The 12440-nt window shown below is 63.4% G+C and carries 10 protein-coding genes and 3 tRNA genes; 11 read left to right on the forward strand and 2 right to left on the reverse strand.

The window, feature by feature from the left end:
- The first annotated feature begins 37 nt into the window (after nt 1–37).
- Together folP and glmM are read left to right on the forward strand one after the other, a co-directional pair.
- The gene (gene folP, locus EL335_RS05855) at nt 38–817 is read left to right on the forward strand and encodes a dihydropteroate synthase (RefSeq protein ID WP_284155469.1); all 780 of its coding nucleotides are present in this window, start codon (nt 38–40) and stop codon (nt 815–817) included.
- On the forward strand, nt 817–2184 hold the full coding sequence (gene glmM / locus EL335_RS05860) for a phosphoglucosamine mutase (protein ID WP_126445006.1): 1368 nt from the start codon (nt 817–819) through the stop codon (nt 2182–2184). Before folP ends, glmM begins: the two co-directional genes overlap by 1 nt.
- A gap of 33 nt (nt 2185–2217) precedes the next feature.
- Here the strand turns inward: glmM and EL335_RS05865 are convergent, their stop codons facing one another.
- Both EL335_RS05865 and EL335_RS05870 read right to left on the reverse strand, forming a co-directional pair.
- Nucleotides 2218–2598 carry a diacylglycerol kinase gene (locus EL335_RS05865; protein ID WP_126445009.1) on the reverse strand — a complete coding sequence of 127 codons (381 nt, stop codon included), beginning with the start codon at nt 2596–2598 and terminating at the stop codon, nt 2218–2220.
- 34 nt (nt 2599–2632) lie between these two features.
- Nucleotides 2633–2902, reverse strand: a complete 270-nt coding sequence (locus EL335_RS05870; RefSeq protein ID WP_126445011.1) for a hypothetical protein — start codon at nt 2900–2902, stop codon at nt 2633–2635.
- A gap of 99 nt (nt 2903–3001) precedes the next feature.
- Here EL335_RS05870 and EL335_RS05875 point away from each other — a divergent pair.
- From EL335_RS05875 to EL335_RS05915, 9 genes are all read left to right on the forward strand, one after another.
- Nucleotides 3002–3078, forward strand: a tRNA-Pro gene (locus tag EL335_RS05875).
- A 30-nt stretch (nt 3079–3108) separates the two neighbouring features.
- Nucleotides 3109–3185 (forward strand) — tRNA-Arg (locus EL335_RS05880).
- Between the two features lie 12 nt (nt 3186–3197).
- A tRNA-His gene (locus EL335_RS05885) sits at nt 3198–3273 on the forward strand.
- 356 nt (nt 3274–3629) lie between these two features.
- Entirely contained in the window at nt 3630–4319 is a 690-nt protein-coding gene (locus tag EL335_RS05890) for a TetR/AcrR family transcriptional regulator (protein WP_126445013.1), read from the forward strand.
- 23 nt (nt 4320–4342) lie between these two features.
- A complete protein-coding gene (locus EL335_RS05895) occupies nt 4343–6688 on the forward strand; it encodes an acyl-CoA dehydrogenase (protein WP_126445015.1) in 2346 nt (781 codons plus the stop codon).
- Between the two features lie 140 nt (nt 6689–6828).
- Nucleotides 6829–8091, forward strand: a complete 1263-nt coding sequence (locus EL335_RS05900; RefSeq protein ID WP_126445017.1) for an OmpP1/FadL family transporter — start codon at nt 6829–6831, stop codon at nt 8089–8091.
- Between the two features lie 120 nt (nt 8092–8211).
- Nucleotides 8212–10608: a 3-hydroxyacyl-CoA dehydrogenase/enoyl-CoA hydratase family protein gene (locus EL335_RS05905; RefSeq protein WP_126445019.1), complete on the forward strand. Its 2397-nt coding sequence runs from the start codon at nt 8212–8214 to the stop codon at nt 10606–10608.
- Nucleotides 10609–10618: 10 nt separating this feature from the next.
- Complete coding sequence (locus EL335_RS05910; protein WP_126445021.1) at nt 10619–11815, forward strand: acetyl-CoA C-acyltransferase; 1197 nt, start codon at nt 10619–10621, stop codon at nt 11813–11815.
- 22 nt (nt 11816–11837) lie between these two features.
- Nucleotides 11838–12419, forward strand: coding sequence for a chalcone isomerase family protein (locus EL335_RS05915; protein ID WP_126445023.1), 582 nt, complete (start codon nt 11838–11840; stop codon nt 12417–12419).
- Nucleotides 12420–12440 lie beyond the last annotated feature (21 nt).

A 12440-nucleotide genomic window follows, 5' to 3' on the forward strand; every position in this document is an offset into this window, starting at 1 on the left:
TGGCCGTTATCGATTAAGCACGGATCGCCCGCTGATCATGGGCATCGTCAATCTGACGCCGGATTCGTTTTCGGGCGACGGCGTCGGCGACGATGTCAAGGCGGCGATCTCTCATGCCGAAGCACAAGCACAGGCCGGGGCCGACATCCTCGATCTGGGAGCAGAATCGTCGCGCCCCGGCGCGGCGCCAGTGTCCGCCGATGTCGAGATCGCGCGATTGCGGCCGGTATTGCGCGCACTACGCGACTGGGGCGTGCCGATCTCGGTCGATACCACGAAGCCGGAAGTGATGCGCATGGCCCTCGACGAGGGCGCGGTGTTGATCAACGACATCATGGCGCTACGTGCGCCGGGCGCCCTCGAAGTCCTGGCGGAAAGCGATGCTGGCGTGTGCTTGATGCACATGCAAGGAGAGCCGCGCACGATGCAGGCCGACCCGCGTTATGGGGACGTGGTCGAGGAGGTGCACACCTTCCTCACCGCGCGGCTGATGGCGTGTCTGGCCGCCGGCATCGACAAGGCACGGCTGATCGTCGATGCCGGTTTCGGCTTCGGCAAGACCGTGGAACACAACTACACGCTGCTGCGCGAACTCGATCGCTTCACGACGCTCGGCGTGCCGATATTGGTGGGGCTGTCGCGCAAATCGATGCTGGGTGCCGTCACCGGCCGGGAAGCCGGCAGCGCGCGCATGCCCGCCAGCATCGCGGCAGCGCTATTGGCGGTGGAACGCGGCGCCAGTATCGTGCGCGTGCACGACGTCGCCGCGACGAAAGATGCGCTCGCCGTTTGGGCGGCGTTGAAAGGGAGTCCTTGATGGCAAGACAGTATTTCGGCACCGACGGGGTGCGCGGCCGCGTCGGCCGCTTTCCGATCACGCCCGAGTTCGCGCTGCGGCTGGGATTTGCCGCCGGCGAGACACTCGTCGCCCATGCCCGCGATTCGGGTCATGCCCGCGACGGCGAGCGGCCGGCGGTGCTGATCGGCAAGGACACGCGCATTTCCGGCTACATGCTCGAAGCCGCGTTGGAGGCCGGCTTTTCCGCTGCCGGCGTCGATGTGATGCTGTGCGGGCCGCTGCCGACGCCGGCCGTCGCCTATCTGACCCGGGCGCTGCGTCTGGCGGCGGGTGTGGTGATCTCCGCCTCGCACAACCCCTATGACGACAACGGCATCAAATTCTTCGCCGCCGGCGGCTACAAGCTGCCGGATGCCGTCGAAGAGGAAATCGAAGCACGACTCGCCGAACCGATGGGTTGCCGACCGTCGAGCGAGCTTGGCAAGGCGCGCCGCGTCGAAGACGCCGCCGGGCGCTACATCGAATTCTGCAAGAGCACCTTTCCGAACGATCTCGATCTGAAGGGACTCAAGATCGTCGTCGATTGCGCGCATGGCGCGGCCTACCACGTCGCGCCGAAAGTGTTCCACGAGCTCGGCGCCGAGGTGGTGGCGGTCGGCGCGCAGCCGGATGGCTTGAACATCAATGCCGGCGTCGGCGCAACGATGCCGGCGTTCGTGCGCGAACAGGTGCTCAAGCACCAGGCCGATCTGGGCATCGCCCTCGACGGCGATGGCGACCGGGTGTTGATGGTCGATGCCAGCGGCCGCCTGTTCGACGGCGATGCGCTGCTGTATGTGATCGCGCGCCGTCAGCAGGCCTTACGGGGTTTGCCCGGCATCGTCGGCACCCTGATGAGCAATCTCGGTTTCGAGCAGGCGCTTGCGCGGCTGGGCATCGACTTTGCGCGTGCGAAAGTCGGCGACCGTTACGTGCTCGAGCTGATGCAGGAAAAGGGCTGGCCGCTCGGTGGTGAGAATTCCGGCCACATCATCTGTCTGGATCGGCATACCACCGGCGACGGCATCGTTGCCGCGCTGCAGGTGCTCGCCGCCTTGCGCGAGCGCGACGAGACGCTCGCCACGGCCTGCGCCGATCTGACGATGTTCCCGCAGAAACTGATCAACGTGCGCTTCACGAAGCCTTTCGATTGGCGCGGCAACCACGCCATCCAGGCCGCGACGGCGCAGGCCGAGAAGATCCTCGATGGCCGCGGGCGTGTGCTGCTGCGCCCCTCCGGCACCGAGCCGCTGCTGCGCGTGATGGTCGAAGGCGAGGATCAGGCGCTCGTACTGGCCCAGGCCGAGGCGATCGCCCAGGCAGTGCGGGCGGCCGCGGATCTCTGAGGGTGCCGTGCTGCCAGCGCCGAATTTCCTGAGTCAGCCGATCAGCACCAAACTCCAAGTCGCAACGACGTTGAAGAGCGCGAGCAGCACTGCCGCGCTGCCGATGTCCTTGGCGCGCTTGGCGAGCCGGTGATGTTCGAGCGAAACACGATCGACGGCGGCCTCGATCGCCGAATTGAGTAGCTCGACGATCAGCACCAGCAGCACGCTGCCGATCATCAAAGCCTTGCCCAGACCGCTGGCGGGCAGGAAAGCGGCGAGTGGGATCAGCACGAGCGCGAGCCACACCTCCTGGCGGAATGCATCCTCGTGCCGGTAGGCGGCGGCGAGCCCGTCGAGCGAATAGCGCAACGCGTTGATCAGCCGGGTGAGGCCGGTCTTGCCTTTGAACGGACTTTCGTCATGCGGTTCCATACGCGAAAGATAGCAGTTTTGCGCTGCGCGCCGCTTACAGGAACGATGGTCTTCTGTGCGTCGTTGCCGTCGTGGGCGAGACTATAGGCGCCCGAGATGAAGAGCTGCATGTAGCTGAATCAGCGCCCACCTGCGTCGGCGTCTGGTGGCGAGAGAGCCAGGCGACGAGCACCATCAGCAGACCGCCGAGCATGAAGCCGACGAACGGCGAGACGACGATGAAGACGAGGATCTCGATGAGCCGCTCCAGACGATCGGACTGAGGCCGTCCCCCTTCGCCGCCGTCGCGGCGGTTCGGTAACACCCGTACAATGGCTCATCACCCATCACCCCGAGTGCCAAAGGTACTGGACGAATACATTCGTTTGACCTTCGGCGCACACATCGCTAGAATGCGCGCTCTCGGGGTGTAGCGCAGCCCGGTAGCGCGCTTGCTTTGGGAGCAAGATGTCGGGGGTTCGAATCCCTCCACCCCGACCAGGCGCCTGCATCTCCGACCGCTTGACGGGACCGCCCGTAGCTCAACCGGATAGAGCACCGGCCTTCTAAGCCGGGGGTTGTGAGTTCGAGTCTCGCCGGGCGGGCCAGGTTTCCAGGTGGTGGACGTAGCTCAGTTGGTAGAGTCCCGGATTGTGATTCCGGTCGTCGTGGGTTCGAGTCCCATCGTCCACCCCAACCAACATTTCCTCTTTAAGGAAACGCTGAATAAGTTGCTGCGCGGGCGCCTCGCTGCGTTGCGCGGTGTTGGCTTCGGCCGCTTCGCTTAACCTCGGCAAAGCCAAAGTGAGCCTTCGCCACAACTTCGTTGTCGCTCCCTCGCCTATCTATTTGATAGGCTTCGGTCGCTGCGCACCAAACGCCTTGCATCTGGCCATCCTCGTGACGTTTTTCAACGGCCTGCTAATGGACAATCTGGGTTTATCAATCTTTCGTTTCGTCGCCCTCCAGCCTATGGCTGAGGCGTGATGTCTTGCCTGTCGGTTTTTTTTCGAGTACAGTTCAAACGAACGTATGAACAAAACGGAGTGCCCATGAAGACCCCACGTGACTCTCCAGCGAGCGATACCCGGGAGCGCATCCTCGACGTCGCCGAGCGGCTGTTCATGGAATATGGTTACGACGGCACCTCGATGCGCCAGATCACCGGCGAGGCGGGGGTCAATCTAGCGGCGGTCAATTATCACTTCGGCAGCAAGGAGGCACTTTTGCAGGCAGTGTTCCGCCGTCGTCTGGCCTGTTTGAACGAGGAACGGCTGCGCGTGCTCGATCGGCTCGAGGCGGAAGCCGGCGGCAAGCCGCTGAAGCCTTCACAGATCGTCGATGCGTTTTTCGGCACGATGCTACGCATGGCGCAGGACAAGGATTGCGGCGGCCAGATCTTCCTGCGCCTGTTGGGACGCACGATGACCGAGCCGGCCGAGTTCATCCGCACTTTCCTCGCCCAGGAATACCGCCCAGTGCTCGAACGTTACAAGGCCGCGTTGTTCCGCGCGCTGCCGGAAGTGCCGCATGCCGAGATCGTCTGGCGCTTCCATTTCATGCTCGGCGCGACTTCCTACGCGATCGCCGGCACCGACGCGCTGCGGCTCGTCACCGATTGGGAGATCGAGGAAGAGGATTCGGTCGACCGGCTCGATCGACTGCTGCCGCGGCTGATGAGCTTCCTGCTCGGCGGCCTGCGGGCGCCGTTGCCGGAATTCAGTGACGAGAAGAAATCCTGATCGATACGGAGAGGAGTGGAGTAATGACAATAGGATACTGGTTGTGGTTGGGGCTGATCATTGCCGTCGCAGGAGTTTTCGTCGTCCGGCCGTTGCGCCGTGCCGTGCTGTCAGCGCCGATTTTCGCCGCCTATCGACGCTTGCTGCCACCGATGTCGGACACCGAGCGTGCGGCGCTCGAAGCCGGCAGCGTCTGGTGGGAAGGGGAGCTGTTTTCCGGCAAACCGGACTGGCAGCGGCTGTTGCGCCTGCCGAAGCCGACACTCAGCGCCGAGGAGCAGTCCTTTCTCGATCACGAGGTCGAGGAAGTCTGCGCCATGGTCGATGAGTGGCGCATCACCCGCGAGCTCTATGATCTGCCGCCGCAAGTCTGGGATTATCTGAAGCGCAAGGGCTTCTTTGGCATGATCATTCCGAAGCGCTATGGTGGGCTGGAATTCTCGGCCTATGCGCATTCGCAGGTGGTGACCAAGCTGTCGACCCGCTCTTCGACGCTGGCGGTGACGGTAATGGTGCCGAATTCGCTGGGCCCGGCCGAGCTGTTGCTGCACTATGGCACCGAGGCGCAGAAAAATCACTACCTGCCACGGCTGGCACGCGGCGAGGAAATTCCCGCCTTTGCGCTGACCAGCCCCTGGGCCGGCTCGGACGCGGCCTCGATTCCCGACGTCGGCATCGTCTGCAAGGGGGACTGGCAGGGCCGCGAGGTGATCGGCATGCGCGTGAGCTGGGACAAGCGTTACATCACGCTAGCGCCGGTGTGTACTTTGCTGGGCCTCGCCTTCCGACTCTACGACCCGGAAGGTCTGCTCGGTGACAAGAAGGATCTCGGCATCACCTGCGCGCTGGTGCCGGCCGATCATCCCGGCGTCGAGCTCGGTCGCCGGCATTTCCCGCTCGATGCGATGTTCATGAACGGCCCGACGCGTGGCCGGGATGTGTTCATGCCGCTCGATTTCATCATCGGCGGGCCAGGGATGGCCGGCCAGGGCTGGCGTATGCTGATGGAGTGCCTCGCCGCCGGGCGTTCCATCTCGCTACCGTCTTCGAATACCGGCATGGCGCAGCTCACCGCACGCGCAGTGGGCGGCTATGCCCGCGTGCGCCAGCAGTTCGGCATGCCAGTCGGCCGCTTCGAAGGCGTCGAGGAGGCGCTGACGCGCATCGCCGCCAACACCTATCTGATGGATGCGACGCGCAAATTCACCGCCGGTGCGGTCGATCTCGGCGAAAAGCCGGCCGTCGCTTCGGCGATCGCCAAGTATCACGTCACCGAGCGGGCGCGCAAGGTGGTCAGCGACGGCATGGACGTGATCGGCGGCAAGGGCATCTGTCTCGGCCCATCGAACTTCCTCGGCCGGGCGTGGCAGCAGGTGCCGATCGGCATCACCGTCGAGGGCGCGAACATCCTGACCCGTTCGCTGATCATCTTCGGCCAGGGGGCGATCCGCTGCCATCCCTACCTTTTCGCCGAGATGTCGGCGGCCACGGAGGCTGATGCGCAGCTTGGCCTCGAGCGCTTCGACCGCGCCTTCTGGGGCCATGTCGGCTTCACGCTGAAAAACGGTCTGCGCTCCTTCTGGCTGGGGCTGACCGGCTCGCACTTCGTGCGCATCGAGGCGGCGGTGGCGCCACAGATGCGGCGTTACTACCAGCAGCTGACGCGCTTTGCGGCAGCCTTTGCGTTTCTCGCCGACATCGCGCTACTGGTGATGGGCGGGGGGCTCAAGCGGCGCGAGAAGCTCTCGGCGCGGCTCGGCGACATCCTGGCGTCACTCTATCTGATGTCCGCGACGTTGAAGCGTTTCGAGGACGAAGGTCGGCAGGCCGCCGATGCGCCGCTCGTGCACTGGGCGATCTGGGACACGATGTATCAGGCGCAGCAGGCCTTCGAAGGCGTGATCGGCAACTTCCCGAACCGCTGGGTGGCCGCCCTCCTGCGTCGTGCGATCTTCCCGTGGGGGCATCCCTATGTCGTGCCTTCGGATGCGCTCGGCCACCGGGCGGCGCGGTTGCTGCTCGAGCCCTCGGCGACGCGAGACCGGCTCACCGCCGAGTGTTTCCTGCCGCGTGACGAAAACGAGCCGGTTGGCGCGATCGAACTGGCGCTCGCCGCGACGCTCGCCGCCGAACCGATCGAAACCAAGATTCGCACTGCGGAACGCGCGGGCCGTTTCGACGACGAGCCGCGCGCCAATTTGCGCGAGATCGCGCAACTCGCCCTGGAACGCGGCGTGATCGGCAGCGCCGAATACGAGACGCTCCGGCTGCGCAACCGTCTGCGCGATATCGTCATTCGCGTCGACGACTTCCCGTTCGATTTCGGCCGTGCCGCGGCACAGATCGATCAAGAAAGGCTGGCCGCCTGACGCTCATCTGCCGCATGTTGTAGAAATGGCACAGCGAGGAGGGAGGAAAAGCTGTTCAAACGAAATTTCAAACAGCTGTTTCGGTTTTAATCGGTTTCGTAGTGGTTTTCCCCATTCAACGTAGCAAAGGAGGAGTCAAAATGCACAAACGCTTCACCCCAAGGATTCTCGCCGCGGCGCTGGCCGCTCTTGCATCGGGCGGCGCATGGGCGTCGGGTTTTGCTTTGCAGAATCAGACCGGCTCGGGCAATGGCAATGCCTTTGCCGGTGCTGCTGCAGCCGCCGAAGATGCCGGGACTATCTTTTTCAACCCCGCCGGAATGATGAATCTCTCTCCAGGCCATCATCTTTCGGTGGCAGGCACTATCCTCGTGCGCTCGATCGAATTCACCAACAAGGGGACGACGGTACCAACCTTTACGGGCGATAATGGTGGGGATGCTGGAGGTGTGGCTTTGATTCCGGCGGGTTACTTTAGCTACGCTTTGTCGCCGAATCTGCGGCTGGGGTTGGGTATCTCCCCGACATTTGGCAACGTCACCGAATACGACCAGAGTTTCATCGGCCGTTTTTCCGGCTATTACGCTGATCTGAAGCAGATCAACATCAATCCTTCAGTTGCCTGGAAGGTAAACGAAACGGTTTCTTTGGGCTTCGGTCTCAATTGGGCCAAAAATGAAGTCGAATTTCGTTTAAAAACGCCGATAGGTGTTGCAACCCAAACGACGGCGATACTTGAAGGCGATGACGATGCCTGGGGTTGGAATGCTGGTGTGATGTTCAATCTTTCCCAAAACACACGCCTTGGACTTGCCTACCGCTCGAAAATCAAATTCGATCTGGAAGGCAATCAGATCGTCGTCGGCGTGCCCACCCAAAGCTTCGCTATTCGATCGAGACTCGAAACGCCCGACAGTTTCTCGATCGCGGTTAGCCATCAGCTGAACGAGCGGACGCAACTTCTGGCCGATTACACTTGGACGGGTTGGAGCTCAGTGAAGTCTTTGCCCGTCTATCACGCTTCAAGCGGTGTCCAGGTTAACTCACTGTCTTATAACTTCGACGACACCTACCGGGTCGGCTTCGGCGTGAATTACCAGTGGAACGATGCCTGGAAGCTGCGATTCGGTATCGCTTATGACAAGACTCCGGTGCAGAGCGACGCCGACCGCACTATGACACTTCCAGATGCCGATCGCACATGGTTGTCTTTCGGGGCGAAGTGGAAGACGAGCAAGCAGTCGTCATGGGATTTCGGCTATACACACATCTTTTTCAAGGATGTCTCGACGACGCGGCAGGTGACCTACACGGGGGCTCAAGCGCCATTCAGTCATACCGTGAGGGGCAGCTTCGAGACGACGGCCGACCTTCTCTCGGTGCAATACAACCACGGCTTTTAATTTTCCTCCAGTTTTGCGCCCCCGGCTTTCCCCCGGGGGCTTTTTTTTGCATAGCTCTTGACATGCAGTCGATGTTTCGGCTTACAATTCAAACGTTCGTTTTACTCTGAGGAGAGGGAAGTGGAAAATTTGACCATCAAGCGCGTCGCCGTGCTCGGCGCCGGCGTCATGGGCGCGCAGATCGCCGCGCATCTGGCCAATGCGCGGGTGCCGGTGCTGCTGTTCGACCTGCCGGCCAAAGACGGCGACAAGAACGCGATCGTCGACAAGGCGCTGGCCGGGCTGAAGAAGCTGAAGCCCACACCGCTGGCGACGGCGCGTGTTCTGCCCTACATCGAAGCGGCCAATTACGACGAGGATCTGGTGAAGCTCACCGCTTGCGATCTGGTCATCGAAGCGATCGCCGAACGGCTCGACTGGAAAAAAGACCTCTATGCGAAGATTGCGCCGCATCTCGCATCTTGCGCGATCCTCGCCTCGAACACCTCGGGGCTGTCGCTGGCGGCGCTCGATGGGACGCTTCCCGAAACGCTGCGCTCCCGTTTCTGTGGCATTCATTTCTTCAACCCGCCGCGCTACATGCATCTCGTCGAGCTGATCGCCGCGCCGGCGACCCAGCCCCAGCTGCTCGACGATCTGGAGACCTGGTTGGTGATGCGTCTGGGCAAAGGCGTGGTGCGCGCGTTCGATACGCCCAACTTCGTCGCCAACCGCGTCGGCGTCTTTTCGATGCTGGCCGCGATCCATCACACGCAGGCCTTTGGGCTGGGCTTCGATGAGGTCGATGCGCTCACCGGGCCGCTGATAGGCCGACCGAAGAGCGCGACCTACCGCACTGCCGATGTCGTTGGACTCGACACGCTCGCTCATGTCGTCAAGACGATGCAGCAAGCTTTGCCGAACGATCCGTGGCATGCGCATTTCCAGGTGCCAGCCTGGCTCACGCTGCTGATCGAGCAGGGCGCGCTGGGCCAGAAGGTGGGTGCCGGCATCTACCGCAAGCAGGGCAAGGAGATTCTCGTCCTCGATCTCGCTGCACGCGATTACCGTGCGTCAGGAAAGACCGTGGCCGAGGAAGTGGCGGCGATCCTGAAGCTCAAGAATCCGGCCGAGAAGTTTGCCCAGCTGCGCGCGAACCCGCACCCGCAGGCGCAATTCCTCTGGGCGATCTTCCGCGATCTGTTCCACTATGCGGCGTTTCATCTGGCCGAGATCGCCGACAACGCGCGCGATGTCGATCTGGCGCTGCGCTGGGGCTTCGGCTGGGCCTTCGGCCCGTTCGAGACCTGGCAGGCGGCGGGTTGGCAGGCGACCGCCGAGGCGATCACGGCCGACATCACTGCCGGCAAGGCGATGAGTGCCGCGCCGCTGCCGGCCTGGGTGAGCGATGGTCGCGCAGGCGTGCATACGCCGCATGGCTCCTGGTCGGCGCGCAACGCGGTTTATGCGCCGCGCTCGACGCTGCCGGTCTATCGTCGTCAGCTGTTCCCGGAAATCCTGGTCGGCGAGGCACCACGGTTGCCCGAGGTGGCAGGCGAGACGCTCTACGCCAACGAGGGTGTGCGACTGTGGCGCCTGCCAGAGATCGATGCCAGCATCGGCATCCTCTCGGTGATTTCGAAGAACCATACGCTCGGCAACGAGGTGCTCGACGGCATCCAGGCCGCCGTGCGCCTGGCCGAGGAGAAGCTCGACGGGCTGGTGATCTGGCATCCGGCGCCGTTCGCGGTCGGCGCGAACCTGAAACAGGTGTTGCAGGCGATCCAGGCCTCTGAATGGCATCTGCTCGAAGCCACGGTGGAGAAATTCCAGCGCACCTCGCAAGCGCTGAAATATGCGCAGGTGCCGGTGGTGGCGGCGGTCGAGGGCATGGCCTTGGGCGGCGGTTGCGAATTCCTGATGCACTGCGCACACCGAGTTCTGGCGCTCGAAAGCTATGTCGGCCTGGTCGAGGCCGGTGTCGGCTTGATCCCGGCAGGCGGCGGCTGCAAGGAGTTCGCCGTCCGGGCCGCCGCGCTGGCGGCTCAGACGGCCACCCCGAACGAGGTGTTCCCGTTCCTGCAGACGGTGTTCCAGACCATCGCGATGGCCAAGGTGGCCGGCAGTGCATTGGAGGCGATCGACTACGGCTTCGCGCGGGAGGCCGACACGGTGCGCTTCAACGCCAAGGAGCTGCTTTATGTGGCGTTGAAACAGGCGCGCGCGCTGGCCGATGCGGGCTTCGTTCCGCCGTTGCCGGCGCGCGACATTCCGGTCGCGGGCCGCACCGGCATCGCCAACTGCGAGATGATGCTGGTCAATATGAAAGAGGGCGCGATGATTTCGGCGCACGATTACCGGGTCGCCAAGGCGGCGGCAGTGGCGCTGTGCGGTGGCGAAATCGAGACCGGCAGCCGTGTCGACGAGGAATGGCTGCTGACCATCGAGCGCCGCGAGTTCATGCGTCTGCTGCGCACACCCGAGACGCAGGCGCGCATCGCGCACATGATGGAAACCGGCAAGCCGCTGCGAAATTGAGGAGAATCAGATGAACAAGCAAATCCAGGACGCCTACATCGTTGCCGCCAAGCGGCTGCCGGTGGCGAAGAAGAACGGCATGTTCCGCCATGTGCGGCCCGACGACATGCTCGCGCACGCGATTCGTGCCGTCGTCGCCGAAGTTCCGCAACTCGATCCGGAGCGCATCGGCGACGTGATCGTCGGCTGTGCGATGCCCGAAGCCGAGCAGGGTATGAACGTCGCGCGCATCGGCCTGCTGCTCGCTGGTCTGCCGGTGTCGGTACCGGGGATGACGATCAACCGCTTTTGCGCCTCGGGCTTGCAGGCGGTCGCCGATGCGGCCAGCCAGATCCGCCTCGGCAACGCCGACGTGATGATCGCCGCCGGTACCGAGTCGATGACCGTGATGCCACAGATCATGGGCAACAAGGTGGCGATCAATCCGGCGGTGTTCTCGGACGAGAACGTCGGCATCGCCTATGGCATGGGACTGACCGCCGAGAAGGTGGCAGCGCGCTGGCAGGTGACGCGCGAAGATCAGGATGCCTTCGCGCTCGAATCGCATCGCCGTGCGTTGGCGGCGATCGCGGCCGGCCATTTCAAGGCCGAGATCACGCCTTACACGGTGCGCGAGCAGTTACCGAACCTCGCCACCGGTGAAATCGTGACGCGTGAGTTCGTCGCCGAGAACGATGAGGGACCCCGTGCCGACAGCGCGATGGAAAAGCTCGCGAAACTGAAGCCGGTGTTCCATGCCAAGGGGTCGGTGACGGCGGGCAACTCCTCGCAGATGTCGGATGGCGCCGCGGCGGTGCTGTTGATGTCGGAGCGCGCGCTGAAGGAATTCGGATTGACGCCGCAAGCGCGCTTCGTCGGCTTCGCCGCTGCGGGGGTCGAGCCGGAGATCATGGGCATCGGTCCGATCGCGGCGATCCCGAAGGTGCTTGCCGCGACCGGCGTCAAGCAAGAGGATCTCGACTGGATCGAGCTCAATGAGGCTTTCGCGGCGCAGTCGCTGGCGGTGATCCGCGAGCTCGGGCTCGATCCGGCGAAGGTGAATCCATTGGGCGGTGCAATCGCGCTGGGACATCCGCTCGGTGCGACGGGCGCGATCCGCACCGCCACCGTCGTGCATGGCCTGCGGCGTACCGGCGGGCGCTATGGAATGGTGACGATGTGCATCGGCACCGGCATGGGTGCGGCGGGAATCTTCGAGCGCGTCTGAAGCGTTCGCCAGGAGGAGGCGTATGCGGAGCATTGGCAAGAAAACGATATCGGCCCTGGTGTTCGCGGCACTGCTCGGCGCAGCCGGTGCGGCGAAGGCGCTGGAAGTGGCCGGCGTCAAGGTCGAAGAGCGGGTGCAGACTGCAGGTAAGACGCTGACGCTCAATGGGGCCGGCCTGCGCACCAAGCTGTTCTTCAAGGTCTATGTGGCGGCGCTGTATGTCGAAAAGCCGAGCCGCGAGGCCACGGCGGTGATCAGCAGCCCCGGCGCGCGGCGAGTCGTGCTGTCGATGTTGCGCGAGCTTGATGCCGAAACGCTCTATGGCGCGCTAGAGGAAGGCTTGCGAAACAATTTGACCGACGCCGAGCGCGCCGTGCTCAAGACCTCGATCGAGGCGCTCGCGGCGACGATGCGCGCGATCGGCAAGGTCCTGCCAGGCGACACGGTGACGCTCGACTTCAGCGCCGATGGGCTGGCGATCGCTCACAATGGCAAGCCAAAAGGCAGGATCGCCGATGAAGGCATCGGCCCGGCAGTACTGAAGGTGTGGCTGGGCGAGAAGCCGGCTGAAGAGTCGCTGAAACAAGCTCTGCTCGGCCATTGATCTCCGTCGGTGACAATGTCT

It is taken from the genome of Sulfuricystis multivorans (assembly GCF_003966565.1).
Classification (GTDB): Bacteria; Pseudomonadota; Gammaproteobacteria; order Burkholderiales; family Rhodocyclaceae; genus Sulfuricystis; species Sulfuricystis multivorans.